Origin of the sequence: Cellulomonas sp., from assembly GCF_965229465.1 — a bacterium.
GTDB lineage: Bacteria > Actinomycetota > Actinomycetes > Actinomycetales > Cellulomonadaceae > Cellulomonas.
This window is the reverse complement of sequence record NZ_OZ245882.1, coordinates 764,576-784,346: the sequence shown is the minus strand read 5'-3', so window position 1 is coordinate 784,346 and position 19,771 is coordinate 764,576. Positions and strand designations below refer to the sequence as shown.

Below are 19,771 nucleotides of genomic sequence, written 5' to 3'. Positions count from 1 at the left end.
GGTGTGACGGCCACCGCTTTGACGCCCTACCAGGCGCCGGGTAACGTAGGACACCGTGCCCGCGCCGTCGGGCTCTCGCGCATGCATTCGGTGGACGCCTCCCTCGCTGGGATGGGCGGGTCCGGCTGCATCGGGTGGTTTCCCCCACCGCGCCGTCTCTCCGCCAAGGCAACCTTGCGGACCGCGGTGCGGAGGACCGGGGCGACACGCCCGGGCGCGGGGGTCGGTTCGGGACGCAAGATCTGCGAGGTAGTCGCGCGACGGGCGACGATCCTCGACCATGCCGGCCGTCCAGGGTGACGGGTGCCGGTCGACCAGAGATTCATCCAACAGACGGAGACGTAGTGCCTACGATCCAGCAGCTGGTCCGCAAGGGCCGGCAGGCGAAGACGAACAAGTCGAAGACGCCTGCCCTCAAGGGCTCCCCCCAGCGACGCGGTGTGTGCACCCGCGTCTACACCACGACCCCGAAGAAGCCGAACTCCGCGCTCCGCAAGGTCGCGCGCGTCCGCCTCTCGAGCCAGGTCGAGGTCACCGCGTACATCCCCGGTGTCGGTCACAACCTGCAGGAGCACTCGATCGTGCTCGTGCGCGGTGGCCGTGTGAAGGACCTCCCGGGTGTCCGGTACAAGATCGTCCGTGGTGCCCTCGACACGCAGGGCGTCAAGAACCGTAAGCAGGCGCGCAGCCGCTACGGCGCGAAGAAGGTGGGCTGATGCCTCGCAAGGGTCCGGCCCCGAAGCGGCCGCTCGTCATCGACCCCGTCTACGGGTCCCCGGTCGTCACGCAGCTGATCAACAAGGTCCTGCTCGACGGCAAGAAGTCCGTGGCGGAGCACATCGTCTACGGCGCCCTCGAGGGTGTCCGTGAGAAGACCCAGGGCGACCCGGTCGTCGTGCTCAAGCGCGCGCTGGACAACGTCCGCCCGTCGCTCGAGGTGCGGTCGCGCCGCGTCGGTGGCGCCACGTACCAGGTGCCCGTCGAGGTGCGCCCGGTCCGTCAGACCACCCTCGCGCTGCGCTGGCTCACCGACTACTCGCGTGCACGTCGCGAGAAGACGATGACGGAGCGCCTCATGAACGAGATCCTCGACGCGTCCAACGGCCTCGGTGCCGCGGTGAAGCGTCGTGAGGACATGCACAAGATGGCCGAGTCCAACAAGGCCTTCGCGCACTACCGCTGGTAATCCCGGCACCCACGGGCGCTGCGCCGCCGGTCCGATCCTCGGGCCGGACCGGTGGCGCCACCCAAGCCAACCGACAAGGGGCAACTCACGTGGCACTGGATGTGCTGACGGACCTCACGAAGGTCCGCAACATCGGCATCATGGCGCATATCGATGCCGGCAAGACGACCACCACCGAGCGGATCCTGTTCTACACCGGGGTCAACTACAAGATCGGTGAGACGCACGACGGTGCGTCGACGATGGACTGGATGGAGCAGGAGCAGGAGCGCGGCATCACGATCACGTCCGCCGCGACCACCTGCTACTGGCACGACAACCAGATCAACATCATCGACACCCCGGGCCACGTGGACTTCACGGTCGAGGTCGAGCGCTCGCTGCGCGTCCTCGACGGTGCCGTCGCCGTCTTCGACGGCAAGGAGGGCGTCGAGCCCCAGTCGGAGACCGTCTGGCGTCAGGCCGACAAGTACGACGTCCCGCGCATCTGCTTCGTCAACAAGATGGACAAGCTCGGCGCGGACTTCTACTTCACGGTCGACACCATCGTGAACCGCCTCAAGGCCAAGCCGCTGGTCATCCAGCTGCCCATCGGCGCCGAGAACGACTTCATCGGCGTCGTGGACCTGGTCACCATGCGTGCGCTCGTCTGGCGCGGCGAGACCGCCCTGGGTGAGAAGTACGAGGTCGAGGACATCCCGGCCGACCTCGTCGAGAAGGCGGACAAGTACCGCGCCGAGCTCCTCGAGGCCGTCGCCGAGACCGACGACGTGCTGCTCGAGAAGTTCCTCGGCGGCGAGGAGCTGACGATCCCGGAGATCAAGTCCGGCATCCGCAAGCTCACCGTCACGTCGGCGGCCTACCCGGTGCTGTGCGGCTCGGCGTTCAAGAACAAGGGCGTGCAGCCCATGCTCGACGCCGTCATCGACTACCTGCCGACGCCCCTGGACGTCCCCGCGGTCGAGGGCCACGACATGAAGGACCCCGAGCTCGTCGTCGAGCGGCACCCCGACTCGACGGAGCCGTTCTCGGCCCTCGCGTTCAAGGTCGCCACGCACCCGTTCTTCGGCAAGCTCACCTACGTCCGGGTGTACTCGGGCAAGGTGGCGCAGGGCGCTCAGGTGCTCAACTCGACCAAGAACAAGAAGGAGCGCATCGGGAAGCTCTTCCAGATGCACGCCAACAAGGAGAACCCGGTCGAGGACGCCACGGCCGGTCACATCTACGCGTTCATCGGTCTCAAGGACGTCACCACCGGCGACACCCTCAGCGACCCGGCCCACCCCGTGGTGCTGGAGTCGATGACGTTCCCGGAGCCGGTCATCGACGTCGCCATCGAGCCGAAGACGAAGGGTGACCAGGAGAAGCTCTCCGTGGCCATCCAGAAGCTGGCCGAGGAGGACCCGACCTTCCGCGTCAAGCACGACGAGGAGACCGGCCAGACCGTCATCGGCGGCATGGGCGAGCTCCACCTCGACATCCTCGTCGACCGCATGCGGCGCGAGTTCAAGGTCGAGGCCAACGTCGGCAAGCCGCAGGTCGCGTACCGCGAGACCATCCGCAAGTCGGTCGTCAAGATCGACTACGTGCACAAGAAGCAGACCGGTGGCTCGGGCCAGTACGCGAAGGTCCAGATGACCTTCGAGCCGCTGGACCCTGCCGAGGGCGAGCTGTACGAGTTCTCGAACAAGGTCACCGGTGGCCGCATCCCGCGCGAGTACATCCCGTCGGTCGACGCCGGCATCCAGAGCGCGATGCAGCTCGGCGTCCTCGCGGGCTTCCCGCTCGTGGGCGTCAAGGCGATCCTGCTCGACGGTGCCGCGCACGACGTCGACTCCTCGGAGATGGCGTTCAAGATCGCGGGCTCGATGATCCTCAAGGAAGCGGTCCGCAAGGCCGACCCGGTTCTCCTGGAGCCGGTCATGGCCGTCGAGGTCCGTACTCCTGAGGAGTACATGGGTGACGTCATCGGCGACATCAACTCGCGTCGCGGCATGATCCTCGCCATGGAGGACGCAACGGGCGTGAAGGTCATCCGCGCCACGGTGCCTCTCTCCGAGATGTTCGGGTACGTCGGTGACCTGCGGTCGAAGACCCAGGGTCGCGCGGTGTACTCGATGCAGTTCGACAGCTACGCCGAGGTTCCTCGGAACGTTGCCGAGGAAATCATCAAGAAGACCCGGGGCGAGTAGTCCCACAGGTCGAACCCTGTAGTTCCATCACACAAACCGACCCGTAGGACGCCGCGTCGAGCGGCTACCGTCCGGTAGCCGCAGAACGTCGGCCAATCTCTACCAAGTCCTGAGGAGGACACCCAGTGGGCAAGGCGAAGTTCGAGCGGACGAAGCCGCACGTCAACATCGGCACCATCGGTCACGTCGACCACGGCAAGACGACGCTGACGGCGGCCATCTCCAAGGTTCTGCACGACATGTACCCGGACCTGAACCCCTTCACGCCTTTCGACCAGATCGACAAGGCGCCCGAGGAGAAGCAGCGCGGGATCACCATCAACATCGCGCACGTGGAGTACCAGACGGAGAAGCGTCACTACGCTCACGTCGACGCTCCCGGTCACGCGGACTACATCAAGAACATGATCACGGGTGCCGCGCAGATGGACGGCGCCATCCTCGTGGTCGCGGCCACCGACGGCCCGATGGCCCAGACGCGTGAGCACGTCCTGCTCGCCCGTCAGGTCGGCGTGCCGTACCTGCTCGTCGCGCTGAACAAGACCGACATGGTCGACGACGAGGAGATCCTGGAGCTCGTCGAGGTCGAGGTGCGCGAGCTCCTCACCGCGCAGGGCTTCGACGGCGACGACGTCCCCGTCGTGCGCGTCTCCGGCCTCAAGGCCCTCGAGGGCGACCCGATCTGGGTCCAGTCCGTCAAGGACCTGCTCGACGCGGTCGACGAGAACGTCCCGGACCCGGTCCGCGACATCGACAAGCCCTTCCTCATGCCGATCGAGGACGTCTTCACGATCACCGGTCGTGGCACCGTCGTCACCGGTCGCGTGGAGCGCGGCAAGCTCAAGGTGAACGAGGAGGTGGAGATCGTCGGCATCAAGGAGAAGGCGATCAAGACCACGGTCACCGGCGTCGAGATGTTCCGCAAGCTGCTCGACTACGCCGAGGCCGGCGAGAACGTCGGTCTGCTCCTGCGTGGCACGAAGCGCGAGGAGGTCGAGCGCGGCCAGGTCGTCGTCAAGCCCGGCTCGATCACGCCGCACACCGAGTTCGAGGGCCAGGTCTACATCCTGGCCAAGGACGAGGGTGGCCGTCACAACCCGTTCTACGGGAACTACCGCCCCCAGTTCTACTTCCGCACCACCGACGTCACCGGCGTCATCACGCTGCCCGAGGGCACCGAGATGGTCATGCCCGGCGACAACACCGAGATCCACGTGAACCTCATCCAGCCCATCGCGATGGAGGAGGGCCTCGGCTTCGCCATCCGCGAGGGTGGCCGCACCGTCGGCTCGGGCAAGGTCATCAAGATCATCAAGTGAGGCAAGCCCCTCGGGGCAGCTGAACTGACGAAGGGCCCGGGAGCTTCGGCTCCCGGGCCCTTCGTCGTGTCCGCGTCGCCGGCACGCCCGAGCGCGTGTGGGGGAGATCACGCGGGAACAGGGCGGTGGTGTGACGGAGGCGATTGGAGTTCCACGGCGCACTCTGGCACACTGTTCAGGTTGCCTAGTTGAGGGCGGCGCGTTCGCGCGCGCAGCACACGACGGGGCTCACACACGTGGACGGCGTCTGGACCCCGGGATCACCCGGTGGTTGACGCCCGACAACAACCACCGATCTCGTGCCGGAAACGGTACGCAGCGCAACGGTGTGTCGCGCCTAGCGACACGCCCGAGTGCGGGGGTCGGACGGGCCGGTTCCAAACAGAGGGAAGTAGAAGCGCCATGGCGGGACAGAAGATCCGCATCAGGCTCAAGTCCTACGACCACGAAGTCATCGACAGTTCGGCGCGCAAGATCGTCGACACGGTGACTCGCGCTGGTGCGTCGGTCGTGGGTCCGGTGCCGCTGCCGACGGAGAAGAACGTGTTCTGCGTCATCCGGTCGCCCCACAAGTACAAGGACAGCCGCGAGCACTTCGAGATGCGTACTCACAAGCGGCTCATCGACATCATCGATCCCACGCCGAAGGCGGTCGACTCGCTCATGCGTCTCGACCTGCCTGCGGACGTGAACATCGAGATCAAGCTCTGACGCTGGGAAGGAACTGATTTCCATGGTTACCCAGCAGAACGAGCGCCCCGTCACGGCCTTGATCGGCACGAAGCTCGGCATGACCCAGGTGTGGGACGACAACGGTCGTCTCGTCCCGGTCACCGTCGTCGCTGTCGGTACGAACGTCGTGACCCAGGTGCGCTCCGCCGACGCTGACGGCTACGCCGCGATCCAGCTGGCCCACGGCCAGATCGACCCGCGCAAGGTCACCAAGCCGCTCAAGGGCCACTTCGAGAAGGCCGGGGTCACCCCCCGCCGGCACGTGGCCGAGATCCGTACGCCGAACGCCTCCGAGTTCACGCTCGGCCAGGAGCTCACGGCCGCCCTCTTCGAGGCCGGCTCGCTCGTGGACGTCATCGGCACCACCAAGGGCAAGGGCACCGCCGGTGTCATGAAGCGTCACGGCTTCCACGGCGTCGGCGCCTCGCACGGTGCGCACCGCAACCACCGCAAGCCCGGCTCGATCGGTGGCGCTTCGACGCCGTCGCGCGTGTTCAAGGGCATCAAGATGGCCGGTCGCATGGGCGTGGACCGCCAGACCACCCAGAACCTGACCGTGCACGCCGTCGACGTCGAGCGGGGATTCATCCTCGTCAAGGGTGCCGTTCCCGGCCCCAAGGGTGGCGTCGTGGTCGTGCGTTCCGCTGTGAAGGGGGCGTGACCATGAGTGACACGCTGACTGTCGACGTGGTCGACGCCGAGGGCAACAAGGCCGGCTCCGCCGACCTGCCCGCGGACGTCTTCGACGTGCAGACCAACATCCCGCTGATCCACCAGGTCGTCGTCGCGCAGCTCGCGGCGGCACGCCAGGGCACCCACGACACGAAGTCTCGTGGCGAGGTGCGCGGTGGTGGGCGCAAGCCGTACAAGCAGAAGGGCACCGGCCGCGCCCGTCAGGGTTCGACGCGTGCTCCGCAGTTCGCCGGTGGTGGCGTCGTCCACGGCCCCACCCCGCGTGACTACTCGCAGCGCACCCCCAAGAAGATGAAGGCCGCGGCGCTCCGCGGTGCTCTCTCGGACCGCGCTCGTGCCGGTCGCGTGCACGTCGTCTCGGGCTTCGCCCCGGGCACCGCGCCGTCGACCAAGTCCGCGCTCGCCGTGCTCGACAACCTGTCGGGGCGCAAGCACGTCCTCGTGGTGGTCGAGCGTCAGGACGAGATCACGTGGAAGTCGCTGCGGAACGTCGAGCGGGTGCACCTGCTGGTCTCGGACCAGCTCAACACCTACGACGTCCTGATCTCGGACGACGTCGTGTTCACGCAGGGCGCGCTCGACGCGTTCCTGGCGGGTCCCGTCAAGGGCTCCTCCGCCGTGACCGAGGAGGAGACGAAGTGACCGACATCGGCAAGAACCCGCGCGACATCCTGATCGCGCCGGTCGTCTCCGAGAAGAGCTACGGCCTGCTCGACGAGGGCAAGTACACGTTCCTCGTCGACCCGCGGGCCAACAAGACCGAGATCAAGATTGCCGTCGAGCAGGTCTTCGGCGTCAAGGTCGACTCGGTCAACACCGCGAACCGGCAGGGCAAGGCCCGTCGGACCCGTTTCGGCATCGGCCGCCGCAAGGACACGAAGCGTGCGATCGTCACCCTCCGCGAGGGAACGATCGACATCTTCGGCGGTCCGGTCGGCTGAGCGAAGGACTGAGAACTCATGGGAATCCGTAAGTACAAGCCGACCACGCCGGGCCGTCGCGGCTCCAGCGTCGCCGACTTCGTCGAGATCACGCGCTCCACTCCGGAGAAGTCGCTCGTCCGTCCCCTCCACAAGACGGGCGGCCGCAACTCCACGGGTCGCATCACCACGCGCCACCAGGGTGGCGGTCACAAGCGTGCGTACCGCGTCATCGACTTCCGTCGCCATGACAAGGACGGCGTGCCGGCCAAGGTCGCTCACATCGAGTACGACCCCAACCGCACCGCCCGCATCGCGCTCCTGCACTACGCGGACGGCGAGAAGCGCTACATCATCGCGCCGAACAAGCTGTCGCAGGGTGACCGCATCGAGAACGGCCCCGGCGCCGACATCAAGCCCGGCAACAACCTGCCGCTGCGCAACATCCCGACCGGTACGGTCATCCACGCCATCGAGCTTCGGCCCGGCGGCGGCGCGAAGATCGCCCGCTCGGCTGGTGCGTCCGTGCAGCTCGTCGCCAAGGACGGTCCCTACGCCCAGCTGCGTATGCCGTCCGGTGAGATCCGCAACGTCGACCTGCGCTGCCGCGCCACGGTCGGCGAGGTGGGCAACGCCGAGCAGTCGAACATCAACTGGGGCAAGGCCGGCCGCATGCGCTGGAAGGGCAAGCGCCCGACCGTCCGTGGTGTCGCCATGAACCCGATCGACCACCCGCACGGTGGTGGCGAGGGCAAGACGTCCGGTGGACGTCACCCCGTCAGCCCGTGGGGCCAGGCCGAGGGCCGTACCCGCCGTCCGAACAAGCCGAGCGACAAGCTCATCGTGCGCCGTCGGCGCACCGGCAAGAACAAGCGCTGATAGGAGCCTGAGATGCCACGTAGCCTGAAGAAGGGCCCGTTCGTCGACGGTCACCTGCAGAAGAAGGTCGACGTCCAGAACACCGCCGGCACGAAGAACGTCATCAAGACGTGGTCGCGCCGTTCGGTCATCACGCCGGACTTCCTCGGCCACACGTTCGCTGTGCACGACGGACGCAAGCACACCCCGGTGTTCGTGACGGAGGCGATGGTCGGGCACAAGCTCGGCGAGTTCGCTCCGACGCGGACGTTCCGCGGCCACGAGAAGGACGACCGGAAGGGTCGTCGCCGCTGACCCCCGGGTCAGCCAGGCGACGCCCTTAACCGGCAGAGACAAGAAGGCAGGACAGCAATGGAAGCCAAGGCGAAGGCGCGGTTCGTCCGCGTCACGCCCCAGAAGGCCCGGCGCGTCGTGGACCTCATCCGTGGCAAGCAGGCCGGCGAGGCTGTGGCGGTGCTGAAGTTCGCACCGCAGGCCGCGGGGGAGACGGTGCTCAAGGTTGTGGAGAGCGCGATCGCGAACGCTCGTGAGGCTGCCAAGCGCAGCAACGAGCGTCTCGACGAGGCGGACCTCTACATCTCCGAGGTGTTCGTCGACGAGGGTCCGACGCTCAAGCGGTTCCGTCCGCGGGCGCAGGGTCGGGCAAGCCAGATCCTGAAAAGGACAAGTCACATCACGGTGGTCGTCACGGAACGTGAAGGCCGGCGCGAGACGAAGGGACGGGCCCGATAGTGGGACAGAAAGTCAACCCGCTCGGGTACCGCCTGGGCATCACCACCGACCACCGGTCGCGCTGGTTCGCCGACTCGACCAAGCCGGGTCAGCGCTACCGCGACTACGTGGGCGAGGACGTCAAGATCCGCAAGCTCATGGCCACGGGTCTCGAGCGTGCCGGCATCGCCAAGGTCGAGATCGAGCGCACGCGTGACCGCGTTCGCGTCGACATCCACACCGCCCGCCCGGGCATCGTCATCGGGCGTCGTGGCGCGGAGGCCGACCGCATCCGCGGCGAGCTCGAGAAGCTCACGGGCAAGCAGGTCCAGCTGAACATCCTCGAGGTCAAGAACGCCGAGATCGAGGCCCAGCTGGTCGCCCAGGGCATCGCCGAGCAGCTGGCGAGCCGCGTGTCGTTCCGTCGCGCCATGCGCAAGGGCATCCAGTCGGCCCAGCGTGCCGGTGCCAAGGGCATCCGCGTGCAGGTCTCCGGCCGCCTCGGTGGCGCGGAGATGAGCCGCACGGAGTTCTACCGCGAGGGCCGTGTGCCCCTGCACACGCTCCGCGCGAACATCGACTACGGCTTCTTCGAGGCTCGCACCACCTTCGGGCGCATCGGCGTCAAGGTGTGGGTCTACAAGGGCGACATGACCGAGAAGGAGTTTGCTCGCGAGCAGGCGACCCAGCCCTCGCGGCCGGCTCGTGGCCCGCGGACGGACCGCCCCGGTGGCGAGCGTTCGGACCGCGGTCCGCGCGCAGGTGCTCCTCGTCGTGAGCGTTCTGACGCCCCTGAGGCAGCCGCTCCTGAGGCCGCCGCTGCTCCGGCAGCGACGACCCCCGACAGTGGAACGGAGGCCTGACCGTGCTGATCCCGCGCAGGCTGAAGCACCGCAAGCAGCACCACCCGGGGCGCTCCGGCGCCGCGACCGGTGGTACCGCGATCTCCTTCGGTGAGTACGGCATCCAGGCTCTCGAGCCCGCCTACGTCACCAACCGGCAGATCGAGGCTGCTCGTATCGCCATGACCCGCCACATCAAGCGTGGAGGGAAGGTCTGGATCAACATCTACCCGGACCGTCCCCTCACCAAGAAGCCTGCCGAGACCCGCATGGGTTCCGGCAAGGGTTCGCCCGAGTGGTGGATCGCCAACGTCAAGCCCGGCCGAGTTCTCTTCGAGCTCGCCGGCGTCCCGGAGCCCCTGGCTCGCGAGGCCATGCGCCGCGCGCAGCACAAGCTCCCGATGAAGACACGTTTCGTGGTTCGCGAGGGTGGTAACTGATGACTATCGGCACCAAGGAACTGGCTCCCAGCGAGCTGGACACCTTCGACGACGAGAAGCTTGTCGCCGAGCTGAAGAAGTCCAAGGAGGAGCTGTTCAACCTCCGCTTCCAGTCGGCGACCGGCCAGCTCGAGAGCCACGGGCGTCTCAAGGCCGTTCGCCGCGACATCGCGCGGATCTACACGATCCTGCGTGAGCGCGAGCTCGGCATCCGTACCGCCCCGAGCGCGAGCGAGTGAGACTGATGAGCGACGAGAAGAACGACAAGACAACAGCTCTCGCTGAGAAGCGTGGCGACCGCAAGACGCGGCGCGGCTACGTGGTCAGCGACAAGATGGAGAAGACCGTCGTGGTCGAGGTCGAGGACCGGGTCAAGCACCCGCTCTACGGCAAGGTCATCCGGCGGACGAGCAAGGTCAAGGCGCACGACGAGCTCAGCTCGGCGGGCGTGGGCGACCTCGTGCTCATCATGGAGACCCGGCCGCTGAGCGCCACCAAGCGGTGGCGCCTGGTCGAGGTCCTCGAGAAGGCCAAGTAACCAGCATCATCCCCAGTTGCCCACGGGCGCCGGGTGGACGTCCTCGACACCACCCGGCGCAACGTGTGCATCACGGCAACTACCCGTTCGGCCAGGCTCGGGCCCGCCCGAGAACCCGCCAGACGACAGGAGCAGGTAATGATCCAGCAGGAGTCGCGACTTCGTGTCGCCGACAACACTGGTGCGAAGGAGATCCTTTGCATCCGTGTGCTCGGCGGCTCCGGCCGTCGCTACGCAGGCATCGGTGACGTCATCGTCGCCACCGTCAAGGACGCCATCCCCGGCGGCAACGTCAAGAAGGGCGACGTCGTCAAGGCTGTCATCGTGCGCACCCGCAAGGAGCGCCGCCGTCCGGACGGTTCCTACATCAAGTTCGACGAGAACGCGGCCGTGATCCTCAAGGCCGACGGCGAGCCCCGTGGCACGCGCATCTTCGGCCCGGTGGGCCGCGAGCTGCGCGACAAGAAGTTCATGAAGATCATCTCGCTGGCACCGGAGGTGCTCTGACCATGGCCAAGATCAAGAAGGGCGACCTCGTCCTCGTCATCTCGGGCCGCGACAAGGGCAGCACCGGTCGCGTCCTCGAGGTTCTCGTCGAGTCGCAGCGGATCGTCGTCGAAGGCGTCCAGCGCGTGCAGAAGCACGTGAAGGCCGGCCAGACGCAGCGCGGCACGCGCACCGGCGGCATCGAGACGATCGAGGCGCCCATCCACATCAGCAACGTGATGCTCGTGGACCCGGAGACCAAGAAGGGCACCCGGGTCGGCTACCGCACCGAGCAGGTCGAGCGCGACGGCCGTACCCGCACCGTTCGGGTCCGCGTCGCCAAGCGCTCCGGTAAGGACATCTGATGACCGAGACGACTCTCACGGCTCCGGCGCTCCCGCGTCTGAAGTCCAAGTACAACGACGAGATCAAGACCGCTCTCTTCGAGCAGTTCTCGCACGAGAACATCAACCAGGTCGCACGCCTGGTGAAGGTCGTCGTGAACATGGGCGTCGGCGAGGCCGCCAAGGACTCCAAGCTCATCGAGGGCGCGATCCGCGACCTGACCCTGATCACGGGCCAGAAGCCGCAGGTCACCAAGGCTCGCAAGTCGATCGCGCAGTTCAAGCTGCGTGAGGGAATGCCCATCGGCGCCCACGTCACCCTGCGGGGCGACCGTGCCTGGGAGTTCCTGGACCGCCTGCTCTCCACCGCGCTGCCGCGCATCCGTGACTTCCGTGGCCTCTCGCCGCAGCAGTTCGACGGTCACGGCAACTACACCTTCGGCCTCGTGGAGCAGTCCGTGTTCCACGAGATCGACCAGGACAAGATCGATCGGGTCCGCGGCATGGACATCACGGTCGTCACGACGGCCGACACGGATGACGAGGGTCGCGCTTTCCTCAAGCACCTCGGCTTCCCGTTCAAGGAGATCTGACCATGGCGAAGACTGCCCTCAAGAACAAGGCTGCTGCCAAGCCGAAGTTCGCAGTGCGTGGCTACACGCGCTGCCAGCGTTGCGGCCGGCCCCACTCGGTGTACCGCAAGTTCGGCCTGTGCCGGATCTGCGTGCGCGAGATGGCCCACCGCGGCGAGCTCCCCGGCGTCACCAAGAGCAGCTGGTAACTCACTCCAGCACAACCCAGCAACACGAACGTCGGTAGGTCCCGCTCTCTCGAGGGCGGGATACCCCGGCGAGGAAGGGCGGAAGCCCCATGACCATGACCGACCCCATCGCAGACCTGCTCACGCGGCTGCGTAACGCGAACTCGGCTCACCACGACACCGTGCTGATCCCGTTCTCGAAGCTGAAGTCGCACATCGCGGAGATCCTCCAGGCGGAGGGCTACATCACGGGCTGGAAGGTTGAGGACGCCGTCGTCGGCAAGAACCTCATCATCGAGCTCAAGTACGGCCCCAACCGCGAGCGTGCGCTCGCCGGCGTCAAGCGCGTGTCCAAGCCGGGCCTGCGCGTGTACGCCAAGTCCACCAACCTGCCCAAGGTGCTCGGCGGCCTGGGCGTGGCGATCCTGTCCACGTCCTCCGGTCTCCTCACCGACAAGCAGGCCGCCAAGAAGGGCGTGGGTGGGGAAGTCCTCGCCTACGTCTGGTAAGTCCGAGACGGAAAGGAGCTAGCCATGTCCCGAATCGGCAGAGTCCCCGTCCCGGTCCCCACCGGCGTGGATGTCGACATCAACGGTGCCGTCGTGACGGTCAAGGGCCCCAAGGGCACCCTGACGCACACGGTCGCCGCCCCCATCGTGGTGGAGCGCGACGAGGCAGGTGCCCTCGTGGTCACCCGCCCCGACGACGAGCGCGCCTCGCGTTCGCTGCACGGCCTCACCCGCACGCTGCTGGCCAACCTGGTCATCGGTGTGACGGAGGGCTACATCAAGAAGCTCGAGATCGTCGGCACCGGTTACCGCGTGACCGCGAAGGGCTCGGACCTCGAGTTCGCGCTCGGCTTCAGCCACTCGGTCACGGTCAACCCGCCGGAGGGCATCACCTTCGTCGTGGAGGCGCCCACCCGCTTCTCGGTGCAGGGCATCGACAAGCAGCAGGTCGGCGAGGTCGCCGCGAACATCCGCAAGATCCGTAAGCCCGAGCCGTACAAGGGCAAGGGCGTCCGGTACGCGGGCGAGAACGTGCGCCGCAAGGTCGGAAAGGCCGGTAAGTAATCATGGCTCTCAAGATCCTCGGCAAGGGCAAGCGTGTTGCCCGCCAGCGCCGTCACCTGCGCCTTCGCAAGAAGGTCGCCGGCTCCGCCGTTCGTCCCCGTCTCGTCGTGACCCGGTCCGCCCGGCACATCTCGGCGCAGGTCGTGGACGACGGCATCGGTCAGACGCTCGTCTCCGCATCGACCCTCGAGGCCGACCTGCGCAGCTCGAACGACGACAAGACCGCCAAGGCCCGCAAGGTCGGCGAGCTCATCGCCGAGCGTGCGAAGGCTGCCGGCCTTGACGCTGTGGTCTTCGACCGCGGCGGCAACAAGTACCACGGCCGTGTTGCCGCGGTGGCCGACGGCGCTCGCGAGGGCGGTCTGAAGCTGTGACGACGACGAACTGCGACATGAAGAAGAGGACTCACTGATGGCTGCTCCTCAGCGCAGCAACACCGGGGCGCCCGCGGGCGGCACCGGCACCGGCGGCGGTGACCGCCGCGACGGCGGTCGCGGCCGCGACGGTGGCGGCGGTCGCGGACGCGACGCCGCAGAGAAGAGCGCGTTCCTCGAGCGCGTCGTGACGATCAACCGCGTGGCCAAGGTCGTCAAGGGTGGCCGCCGCTTCAGCTTCACCGCGCTCGTCGTGGTCGGCGACGGCGACGGCACCGTGGGTGTCGGCTACGGGAAGGCCAAGGAGGTGCCCGCGGCGATCGCCAAGGGCGTCGAGGAGGCCAAGAAGAACTTCTTCAAGGTCCCGCGCATCCAGGGCACCATCCCGCACCCCATCCAGGGTGAGGCCGCTGCCGGTGTCGTCTTCCTGCGTCCGGCGTCCCCGGGTACCGGCGTCATCGCCGGTGGCCCGGTGCGCGCCGTGCTCGAGTGCGCCGGCATCCACGACGTGCTGAGCAAGTCGCTCGGCTCGTCGAACGCGATCAACATCGTGCACGCCACGGTCGCGGCCCTCAAGGGTCTCGAGCGTCCCGAGGCCGTGGCCGCGCGCCGCGGGCTCCCGGTCGAGCACGTCGTCCCCGCTGCCCTCCTCCGTGCCCAGGCTGCTGGCCTGGCCGCAGCGGCGGGCTCGAAGGCAGGTGCGTGATGGCTCGACTCAAGGTGACCCAGACGCGGTCTGGCATCGGCGGTAAGCAGAACCAGCGCGACACTCTGCGCACCCTCGGCCTCAAGCGGATCGGCGACGTCGTCGTCAAGGAGGACCGTCCTGAGATCCGCGGCATGGTCAAGACGGTGACGCACCTTGTCGCGGTCGAAGAGGTGGAGTGACCATGGCTGACGAGAACGAGAAGGGCACCGACGAGGTGACGGCCCCGAAGAAGGCTGCCGCCAAGAAGGCCCCGACGAAGAAGGCCGCCGACACGGAGTCCGCTCCGAAGGCGACCAAGGCGAAGGCGACCGCTGCTGCGGACAAGCCGGCGAAGGCTGACAAGGCCGAGAAGGCCGTGTCGTCCGAGAAGGCAGAGACCAAGGCGGCACCGAAGGCGAAGGCCCCCAAGGCCGAGTCCAAGGCTGCTGCGCCGAAGAAGACGGTCTCCGCCGCGGCGGCGAAGGCGGCCGAGGCCGCTGCGCAGCCCGGCAACGGTGGCACGCTCAAGCTGCACCACCTCCGTCCGGCCCCCGGAGCCAAGACCGCCAAGACCCGCGTGGGTCGTGGCGAGGGCTCCAAGGGCAAGACGGCCGGTCGTGGCACCAAGGGCACCAAGGCCCGTTACCAGGTCCCGGTGCGCTTCGAGGGCGGGCAGATGCCTCTGCACATGCGCCTCCCGAAGCTGCGCGGATTCAAGAACCCGTTCCGCGTCGAGTACCAGGTGGTCAACCTGGACAAGCTCTCGGCGCTGTACCCGAACGGTGGCGACGTGACGGTCGCCGACCTCGTGGCGAAGGGCGCGGTCCGCAAGGGCCAGCCCGTCAAGGTGCTCGGCACCGGCGAGCTCACGGTCAAGGTCTCTGTCGCGGTGGACGCCTACTCGGCGACCGCGAAGGACGCGATCGTGGCTGCCGGCGGAAGCGTCGCGCAGGACTGATCGAAGGACGGGACCGGTGGGACGTAGTTACCCGCCGGTCCCGTTCCGTATGTCGGCGGGCATCAGTTAGGGTGCCCCGGTGCTCGCGACTCGTCGCGGGCTGCACGGCCGGAACGGACCGGCCGTACGTGATGCCGCTCCGGCGGCCCAGGAGGACAGGTGCTCAGCGCATTCGTGCGGGCGTTCCGGACGCCCGACCTGCGGCGCAAGCTGCTCTTCACCATCGGGATCATGGTGATCTTCCGTGCCGGCTCGTTCCTGCCGACACCGGGGGTCTCCTACCCGAACGTCCAGACGTGTATCGAGCAGTCGCAGGGCAACGACCTGCTCGGGCTGGTGAACCTGTTCAGCGGCGGAGCCCTGCTCCAGCTCTCGGTGTTCGCGCTCGGGATCATGCCGTACATCACGGCGAGCATCATCATCCAGCTGCTCCGGGTGGTCATCCCCCGTTTCGAGGAGCTGCACCGTGAGGGCCAGTCCGGCACCGCCAAGCTCACGCAGTACACGCGGTACCTGACGATCGGCCTGGCGATCCTCCAGTCGACGACGATCATCACGGTCGCGCGCAGCGGTCAGCTGTTCAGCGGCTGCACCGTCGACGTCATCCCGAACGACACGTGGCAGACGCTGCTGCTCATGGTCATCACCATGACCGCGGGCACCGGCCTGATCATGTGGCTCGGTGAGCTGATCACGGAGCGCGGCGTCGGCAACGGCATGTCGCTGCTCATCTTCACGTCGATCGCGGCCAGCTTCCCCGGCGCCATGTGGTCGATCGCCGGTGGCGACAACGGCATCTCGAAGTTCATCGTCGTCCTGGCGATCGTCGTCCTGGTCATCGCGCTCGTCGTCTTCGTCGAGCAGTCGCAGCGTCGCATCCCGGTGCAGTACGCCAAGCGCATGGTCGGCCGTCGCATGTATGGCGGCTCCAGCACGTACATCCCGATCAAGATCAACATGGCCGGCGTGATCCCGGTGATCTTCGCGTCGTCGCTGCTCGCCGTCCCCGGGCTGCTCGCCCAGTTCGGCGACCCGGCGGCCGGGTGGGTCCAGTGGATCCAGCGGTACCTGGCGTCGCCGAGCGCGCCGCTGCACCTGGCGGTGTACGTCGTCCTGATCATCTTCTTCTGCTACTTCTACACCGCGATCACGTTCAACCCGGACGAGGTCGCCGACAACATGAAGAAGTACGGCGGCTTCATCCCGGGCATCCGCGCGGGCCGGCCGACGGCGGAGTACCTGGACTACGTCATCTCACGGATCACGGCGCCCGGGTCGGTGTACCTGGCGATCGTCGCGCTCATCCCGACGATCGCGTTCATCGTGCTCGGCGTCGGGTCCAACATCCCGTTCGGAGGCGCGTCGATCCTCATCGTCGTCGGCGTCGGCCTGGAGACCGTGAAGCAGATCGAGTCGCAGCTCCAGCAGCGGCACTACGAAGGGTTCCTCCGGTGAGCACGCGTCTCGTCCTGCTCGGTCCTCCGGGAGCGGGCAAGGGGACCCAGGCTGCGCGGCTCGCCGAGCGGCTGGGGGTGCCGGCCATCTCGACGGGCGACATCTTCCGCGCCAACATCAAGGGCGGCACCCCGCTCGGCAAGACCGTCCAGGAGTACACGTCACGCGGCGCGCTCGTGCCCGACTCGGTCACCAACGAGATGGTGCGCGACCGGCTCGCCCAGGACGACACCGCGCAGGGGTTCCTGCTTGACGGGTACCCGCGCAACGTCGCCCAGGTGGGCGAGCTGGACTCGATCCTCGCGGACGCGGGCCTGGCGCTCGACCTGGCGGTCGAGATCACGGCCGACCCGGACGTCGTGGTGGCCCGGCTGCTGAAGCGGGCCGAGATCGAGGGCCGCGAGGACGACACCGAGGACGTCGTGCGCCACCGGCTCGACGTGTACGCCCAGGAGACCGCCCCGATCGCGCACGTGTACGCCGAGCGCGGCCTGCTCGCGCAGGTGGACGGCCTCGGCGAGGTCGACGCGGTCACCGAGCGGCTGGTCGCGGCGATCGGCGCACCGAGCGCGGGCTGACGATGTTCGGCCGCGAGCGGATCGAGTACAAGACCCCCGAGCAGGTGCTGCTCATGCGGCGCGCCGGCCTGGTGGTCGCCGAGGCGCTGGCCGCCGTTCGGGAGCGGGCGGTCGCTGGTGTGACCACGGCGCAGCTGGACGCCGTCGCCGCGCAGGTCATCGGTGCGCACCACGCGACGGCGTCGTTCCTCGGCTACGAGGGCTATCCGGCGACGCTCTGCGTGTCGGTGAACGACGAGGTCGTGCACGGCATCCCCGGTCCTCGGGTGCTCGAGCCGGGCGACGTGGTGTCGGTCGACTGCGGCGCGATCGTCGAGGGCTGGCACGGCGACTCGGCGATCACGATCGTCCTCGACGGAGCCGAGCCCGAGGACGTGGCCCTGGCGGAGACGACGGAGCGGGCCATGTGGGCGGGGATCGCCGCCCTGGCCGGCGCCGAGCGGCTCGGCGCGGTGGGGGAGGCCGTCGAGGACGTCGTCGACGCCGCCGAGGCCGCCGGGCTCAACGGCGGGCAGCGGTACGGCCTGGTCGAGGAGTACGTGGGGCACGGCATCGGCACCGCCATGCACCAACCGCCGGACGTCCCGAACTTCCGCAGCCGCGACCGCGGTCCGCGCGTGCGTGCGGGACTGTGCGTCGCGGTCGAGCCGATGGTGGTCCGCGGTCAGCGGTTCACGCAGGTCCTCGACGACGACTGGACCGTGGTGACCGGCGACGGGTCGCGGGCCTCCCACTGGGAGCACACGGTGGCTGTGCTGGCGGACGGCATCTGGGTGCTGACCGCACCCGACGGCGGTGCCGAGAGGCTGGCTGCCCTCGGCGTCACCGTCGCGCCCCTCGCCTGACCGCCGCGGGTTACTCCCCGGTAGGCCCAATAGGTGAACTTGTGTCCAGTTGGCGACACTTTGCCCGTGATCTGCCCAAACGCGGGCGGGATGACCGGTTTGTCGGATACGGTCCTGCTCGGCGGTGAAGGATCCGCCACGGGCGTCCCTGGGGCCCGCGCGGCCAGAGCTGCGCGGTGAAGGGGTGGGAGGCCCGACTCCGGCAGGCACGTGGTCAGCGCGCGCCTGCACTCGATGTGATGGGTGGCTCATGCAGCGCAGCGTTCGTCCCTCCCCGATCTCCTCCCGCCGCCTCGGGCGCCACGCGCGCGCGGTCGGCGCCGTCGTCGGCGTCACGGCGCTCCTCGGCGCCCTCGGTGGCGGCGTGGCGCAGGCGCACGACCGTGACGGTCGCTCCGGCGCACGGTCGCAGTCCACGGCGCAGACGCCTAAGGCGACCTCGTCCGCGAAGCCGACGGACACGCCGACGAAGCAGACCACCGGCGCCTACGTGTACCTGAAGAAGGACGCGAAGAAGGACGCCTCGTGGCCGAACTCCACCCAGCAGTACCTCGTGACCACGTGGCCCGACGCGTCCTGGCGTGACCTCACTCTCGCGGAGGTCGTTGCGGCCGTGCCTGCGGGGCTGACCGTCTGCGGTGACGGCTGGGGGGTGCAGGAGGACCAGGCCTGGGGCGACGCGACCGTCTTCACCGGGAGCAAGGCGCCCAGCTACCCGAAGGACTTCATCGGCTGGGTTCAGAACGGGGGCCCCATCTTCGACGCGAAGCATTGGGACCTGACGGAGATGGTGACCGTGCCGACGTGCGGGCCGACGCCGACCGCCTCGCCGTCGGCCACGCCGACGGTGACGCCTTCTCCCACGTCGACGCCGAGCCCGACGCAGTCGGTGCCGGCTGTGCCGACGGCGCCCGTGCCGAGCGAGACGCCGACCACTCCTGCGCCGTCGACGCCGTCTGTCCCGCCGGTGCCGCCGGTCGCCGAGGTGGACGACTCGCCCGCGCCGACCACGCCGCCCACCGCCGGGCTGGTCGCGTCGACGCCTAGCCCGAGCGCGTCGTTCTACTCCGAGGTCCTGGCTGCCGGACCCACGGGCGGTGCGGTGCTCGCCGCGACCGGGTCGTCCCCGCTGCCCGGCCTGCTCGCGGGCGGGATCCTCGTCCTGTCGGGCGCAGCCCTGCTGCTGCTGCGGCGCCGCCACGCCAGCTGATCGACCACAGGAGGGCCGTCGTCACGCGGACGACGGCCCTCCGTGCGTGCGCCGTGACCCCGGTCGTGGCCAGGTGTGGCGGACGGCACGCGCCAGGAGCGGGGGGCGGTTTCGTCCCATGGGCCTGATGGCGTAAGATCGTCCGTTGGGTGTGCGCCCGGTTCTCGTGGCGCGCTGTCCACATCAAGTTCCCACCTCGTCGTCGCCGCCCGTCCGGGCGGGGCCGGTCGTCGTGGGTTGATCCATCAGTACCGACAGTGATCAGAACCGACAGTTAGCGGAGGATATGGCGAAGAAGGACGGTGTCATCGAGATCGAGGGCAGCGTCGTGGAGGCTCTGCCTAACGCGATGTTCCGCGTGGAGCTCACCAACGGCCACAAGGTGCTCGCCCACATCTCGGGCAAGATGCGACAGCACTACATCCGGATCCTCCCTGAGGACCGTGTGGTGGTCGAGCTGAGCCCGTACGACCTGTCCCGTGGCCGGATCGTCTACCGCTACAAGTAACAGCCACTCGAACACGCCGTCAGCCCTGTCACGGGCGCAA

At 68.1% G+C, this 19,771-nt stretch carries 30 protein-coding genes; all 30 read left to right on the top strand.

The genetic code is table 11. The features are described from left to right. Positions 1-344 precede the first annotated feature (344 nt). The 30 genes from rpsL (at position 345) to infA (ending at position 19,731) form a co-directional block, all read left to right on the top strand. Positions 345-716, top strand: coding sequence for a 30S ribosomal protein S12 (gene rpsL, locus ACO06A_RS03735; protein ID WP_013770160.1), 372 nt, complete (start codon positions 345-347; stop codon positions 714-716). Further along, positions 716-1,186, top strand: coding sequence for a 30S ribosomal protein S7 (gene rpsG / locus ACO06A_RS03730; RefSeq protein WP_028045072.1), 471 nt, complete (start codon positions 716-718; stop codon positions 1,184-1,186). The genes rpsL and rpsG overlap by 1 nt, the downstream gene beginning before the upstream one ends. Before the next feature lie 89 nt (positions 1,187-1,275). Continuing rightward, positions 1,276-3,378 (top strand): elongation factor G, encoded by a 2,103-nt coding sequence (fusA, locus tag ACO06A_RS03725; RefSeq protein ID WP_421734721.1) that lies wholly within the window; start codon positions 1,276-1,278, stop codon positions 3,376-3,378. Between the two features lie 125 nt (positions 3,379-3,503). Beyond that, on the top strand, positions 3,504-4,697 hold the full coding sequence (gene tuf, locus ACO06A_RS03720; protein ID WP_315093999.1) for an elongation factor Tu: 1,194 nt from the start codon (positions 3,504-3,506) through the stop codon (positions 4,695-4,697). 402 nt (positions 4,698-5,099) lie between these two features. Next, positions 5,100-5,408, top strand: a complete 309-nt coding sequence (gene rpsJ / locus ACO06A_RS03715; RefSeq protein ID WP_013117879.1) for a 30S ribosomal protein S10 — start codon at positions 5,100-5,102, stop codon at positions 5,406-5,408. A gap of 22 nt (positions 5,409-5,430) precedes the next feature. Beyond that, positions 5,431-6,090, top strand: coding sequence for a 50S ribosomal protein L3 (gene rplC / locus ACO06A_RS03710; RefSeq protein WP_421734720.1), 660 nt, complete (start codon positions 5,431-5,433; stop codon positions 6,088-6,090). 2 nt (positions 6,091-6,092) lie between these two features. Continuing rightward, complete coding sequence (gene rplD / locus ACO06A_RS03705) at positions 6,093-6,764, top strand: 50S ribosomal protein L4 (RefSeq protein ID WP_421734719.1); 672 nt, start codon at positions 6,093-6,095, stop codon at positions 6,762-6,764. Beyond that, positions 6,761-7,063: a 50S ribosomal protein L23 gene (gene rplW / locus ACO06A_RS03700; protein ID WP_056088917.1), complete on the top strand. Its 303-nt coding sequence runs from the start codon at positions 6,761-6,763 to the stop codon at positions 7,061-7,063. The genes rplD and rplW overlap by 4 nt, the downstream gene beginning before the upstream one ends. Before the next feature lie 18 nt (positions 7,064-7,081). Further along, positions 7,082-7,921, top strand: a complete 840-nt coding sequence (gene rplB, locus ACO06A_RS03695) for a 50S ribosomal protein L2 (protein ID WP_055912153.1) — start codon at positions 7,082-7,084, stop codon at positions 7,919-7,921. Between the two features lie 12 nt (positions 7,922-7,933). After that, the gene (rpsS, locus tag ACO06A_RS03690; RefSeq protein ID WP_055912154.1) at positions 7,934-8,215 is read left to right on the top strand and encodes a 30S ribosomal protein S19; all 282 of its coding nucleotides are present in this window, start codon (positions 7,934-7,936) and stop codon (positions 8,213-8,215) included. A 57-nt stretch (positions 8,216-8,272) separates the two neighbouring features. Next, positions 8,273-8,653 (top strand): 50S ribosomal protein L22, encoded by a 381-nt coding sequence (gene rplV / locus ACO06A_RS03685; protein WP_421734718.1) that lies wholly within the window; start codon positions 8,273-8,275, stop codon positions 8,651-8,653. Further along, positions 8,653-9,495, top strand: coding sequence for a 30S ribosomal protein S3 (gene rpsC / locus ACO06A_RS03680; protein ID WP_175348007.1), 843 nt, complete (start codon positions 8,653-8,655; stop codon positions 9,493-9,495). Before rplV ends, rpsC begins: the two co-directional genes overlap by 1 nt. A 2-nt stretch (positions 9,496-9,497) precedes the next feature. Further along, entirely contained in the window at positions 9,498-9,914 is a 417-nt protein-coding gene (rplP, locus tag ACO06A_RS03675) for a 50S ribosomal protein L16 (protein WP_055912160.1), read from the top strand. Beyond that, positions 9,914-10,153 carry a 50S ribosomal protein L29 gene (rpmC, locus tag ACO06A_RS03670; RefSeq protein ID WP_055912162.1) on the top strand — a complete coding sequence of 80 codons (240 nt, stop codon included), beginning with the start codon at positions 9,914-9,916 and terminating at the stop codon, positions 10,151-10,153. The genes rplP and rpmC overlap by 1 nt, the downstream gene beginning before the upstream one ends. A gap of 5 nt (positions 10,154-10,158) precedes the next feature. Next, positions 10,159-10,452: a 30S ribosomal protein S17 gene (rpsQ, locus tag ACO06A_RS03665; protein WP_175348008.1), complete on the top strand. Its 294-nt coding sequence runs from the start codon at positions 10,159-10,161 to the stop codon at positions 10,450-10,452. 138 nt (positions 10,453-10,590) lie between these two features. Further along, positions 10,591-10,959 (top strand): 50S ribosomal protein L14, encoded by a 369-nt coding sequence (rplN, locus tag ACO06A_RS03660; RefSeq protein ID WP_028045058.1) that lies wholly within the window; start codon positions 10,591-10,593, stop codon positions 10,957-10,959. Between the two features lie 2 nt (positions 10,960-10,961). Then, positions 10,962-11,303, top strand: coding sequence for a 50S ribosomal protein L24 (gene rplX, locus ACO06A_RS03655; RefSeq protein WP_175348009.1), 342 nt, complete (start codon positions 10,962-10,964; stop codon positions 11,301-11,303). After that, the gene (gene rplE, locus ACO06A_RS03650) at positions 11,303-11,875 is read left to right on the top strand and encodes a 50S ribosomal protein L5 (protein WP_175348010.1); all 573 of its coding nucleotides are present in this window, start codon (positions 11,303-11,305) and stop codon (positions 11,873-11,875) included. Before rplX ends, rplE begins: the two co-directional genes overlap by 1 nt. 2 nt (positions 11,876-11,877) lie before the next feature. Beyond that, complete coding sequence (locus ACO06A_RS03645; protein WP_028045055.1) at positions 11,878-12,063, top strand: type Z 30S ribosomal protein S14; 186 nt, start codon at positions 11,878-11,880, stop codon at positions 12,061-12,063. 89 nt (positions 12,064-12,152) lie between these two features. After that, positions 12,153-12,551 (top strand): 30S ribosomal protein S8, encoded by a 399-nt coding sequence (rpsH, locus tag ACO06A_RS03640; RefSeq protein WP_055912171.1) that lies wholly within the window; start codon positions 12,153-12,155, stop codon positions 12,549-12,551. Positions 12,552-12,575: 24 nt separating this feature from the next. Further along, entirely contained in the window at positions 12,576-13,115 is a 540-nt protein-coding gene (gene rplF, locus ACO06A_RS03635) for a 50S ribosomal protein L6 (protein ID WP_175348011.1), read from the top strand. Between the two features lie 2 nt (positions 13,116-13,117). Next, positions 13,118-13,489 (top strand): 50S ribosomal protein L18, encoded by a 372-nt coding sequence (gene rplR / locus ACO06A_RS03630; RefSeq protein ID WP_421734717.1) that lies wholly within the window; start codon positions 13,118-13,120, stop codon positions 13,487-13,489. A 37-nt stretch (positions 13,490-13,526) separates the two neighbouring features. Next, positions 13,527-14,195, top strand: a complete 669-nt coding sequence (gene rpsE, locus ACO06A_RS03625; RefSeq protein ID WP_056088942.1) for a 30S ribosomal protein S5 — start codon at positions 13,527-13,529, stop codon at positions 14,193-14,195. Beyond that, on the top strand, positions 14,195-14,377 hold the full coding sequence (rpmD, locus tag ACO06A_RS03620) for a 50S ribosomal protein L30 (protein ID WP_028045050.1): 183 nt from the start codon (positions 14,195-14,197) through the stop codon (positions 14,375-14,377). The genes rpsE and rpmD overlap by 1 nt, the downstream gene beginning before the upstream one ends. A gap of 2 nt (positions 14,378-14,379) precedes the next feature. Next, complete coding sequence (gene rplO / locus ACO06A_RS03615; protein WP_421734716.1) at positions 14,380-15,135, top strand: 50S ribosomal protein L15; 756 nt, start codon at positions 14,380-14,382, stop codon at positions 15,133-15,135. 159 nt (positions 15,136-15,294) lie between these two features. Further along, the gene (gene secY / locus ACO06A_RS03610) at positions 15,295-16,590 is read left to right on the top strand and encodes a preprotein translocase subunit SecY (RefSeq protein ID WP_421734715.1); all 1,296 of its coding nucleotides are present in this window, start codon (positions 15,295-15,297) and stop codon (positions 16,588-16,590) included. After that, positions 16,587-17,168, top strand: a complete 582-nt coding sequence (locus ACO06A_RS03605) for an adenylate kinase (protein WP_421734714.1) — start codon at positions 16,587-16,589, stop codon at positions 17,166-17,168. The genes secY and ACO06A_RS03605 overlap by 4 nt, the downstream gene beginning before the upstream one ends. A gap of 2 nt (positions 17,169-17,170) precedes the next feature. After that, positions 17,171-18,013, top strand: coding sequence for a type I methionyl aminopeptidase (gene map, locus ACO06A_RS03600; protein WP_421734713.1), 843 nt, complete (start codon positions 17,171-17,173; stop codon positions 18,011-18,013). 250 nt (positions 18,014-18,263) lie between these two features. Then, positions 18,264-19,223, top strand: coding sequence for an LPXTG cell wall anchor domain-containing protein (locus ACO06A_RS03595; protein ID WP_421734712.1), 960 nt, complete (start codon positions 18,264-18,266; stop codon positions 19,221-19,223). Positions 19,224-19,509: 286 nt separating this feature from the next. Beyond that, positions 19,510-19,731, top strand: coding sequence for a translation initiation factor IF-1 (gene infA / locus ACO06A_RS03590; RefSeq protein WP_013770189.1), 222 nt, complete (start codon positions 19,510-19,512; stop codon positions 19,729-19,731). Positions 19,732-19,771 lie beyond the last annotated feature (40 nt).

What these genes read in the sequence shown, in the direction of transcription:
- rpsG (WP_028045072.1), top strand. Translation starts at nt 716, where the DNA reads ATGCCTCGCAAGGGTCCGGCCCCGAAGCGGCCGCTCGTCATCGACCCC.
- rpsJ (WP_013117879.1), top strand. Translation starts at nt 5,100, where the DNA reads ATGGCGGGACAGAAGATCCGCATCAGGCTCAAGTCCTACGACCACGAA.
- rplC (WP_421734720.1), top strand. Translation starts at nt 5,431, where the DNA reads ATGGTTACCCAGCAGAACGAGCGCCCCGTCACGGCCTTGATCGGCACG.
- rplD (WP_421734719.1), top strand. Translation starts at nt 6,093, where the DNA reads ATGAGTGACACGCTGACTGTCGACGTGGTCGACGCCGAGGGCAACAAG.
- rplB (WP_055912153.1), top strand. Translation starts at nt 7,082, where the DNA reads ATGGGAATCCGTAAGTACAAGCCGACCACGCCGGGCCGTCGCGGCTCC.
- rpsS (WP_055912154.1), top strand. Translation starts at nt 7,934, where the DNA reads ATGCCACGTAGCCTGAAGAAGGGCCCGTTCGTCGACGGTCACCTGCAG.
- rplV (WP_421734718.1), top strand. Translation starts at nt 8,273, where the DNA reads ATGGAAGCCAAGGCGAAGGCGCGGTTCGTCCGCGTCACGCCCCAGAAG.
- rpmC (WP_055912162.1), top strand. Translation starts at nt 9,914, where the DNA reads ATGACTATCGGCACCAAGGAACTGGCTCCCAGCGAGCTGGACACCTTC.
- rpsQ (WP_175348008.1), top strand. Translation starts at nt 10,159, where the DNA reads ATGAGCGACGAGAAGAACGACAAGACAACAGCTCTCGCTGAGAAGCGT.
- rplN (WP_028045058.1), top strand. Translation starts at nt 10,591, where the DNA reads ATGATCCAGCAGGAGTCGCGACTTCGTGTCGCCGACAACACTGGTGCG.
- rplX (WP_175348009.1), top strand. Translation starts at nt 10,962, where the DNA reads ATGGCCAAGATCAAGAAGGGCGACCTCGTCCTCGTCATCTCGGGCCGC.
- rplE (WP_175348010.1), top strand. Translation starts at nt 11,303, where the DNA reads ATGACCGAGACGACTCTCACGGCTCCGGCGCTCCCGCGTCTGAAGTCC.
- ACO06A_RS03645 (WP_028045055.1), top strand. Translation starts at nt 11,878, where the DNA reads ATGGCGAAGACTGCCCTCAAGAACAAGGCTGCTGCCAAGCCGAAGTTC.
- rpsH (WP_055912171.1), top strand. Translation starts at nt 12,153, where the DNA reads ATGACCATGACCGACCCCATCGCAGACCTGCTCACGCGGCTGCGTAAC.
- rplF (WP_175348011.1), top strand. Translation starts at nt 12,576, where the DNA reads ATGTCCCGAATCGGCAGAGTCCCCGTCCCGGTCCCCACCGGCGTGGAT.
- rplR (WP_421734717.1), top strand. Translation starts at nt 13,118, where the DNA reads ATGGCTCTCAAGATCCTCGGCAAGGGCAAGCGTGTTGCCCGCCAGCGC.
- rpsE (WP_056088942.1), top strand. Translation starts at nt 13,527, where the DNA reads ATGGCTGCTCCTCAGCGCAGCAACACCGGGGCGCCCGCGGGCGGCACC.
- rpmD (WP_028045050.1), top strand. Translation starts at nt 14,195, where the DNA reads ATGGCTCGACTCAAGGTGACCCAGACGCGGTCTGGCATCGGCGGTAAG.
- rplO (WP_421734716.1), top strand. Translation starts at nt 14,380, where the DNA reads ATGGCTGACGAGAACGAGAAGGGCACCGACGAGGTGACGGCCCCGAAG.
- map (WP_421734713.1), top strand. Translation starts at nt 17,171, where the DNA reads ATGTTCGGCCGCGAGCGGATCGAGTACAAGACCCCCGAGCAGGTGCTG.
- ACO06A_RS03595 (WP_421734712.1), top strand. Translation starts at nt 18,264, where the DNA reads ATGCAGCGCAGCGTTCGTCCCTCCCCGATCTCCTCCCGCCGCCTCGGG.
- infA (WP_013770189.1), top strand. Translation starts at nt 19,510, where the DNA reads ATGGCGAAGAAGGACGGTGTCATCGAGATCGAGGGCAGCGTCGTGGAG.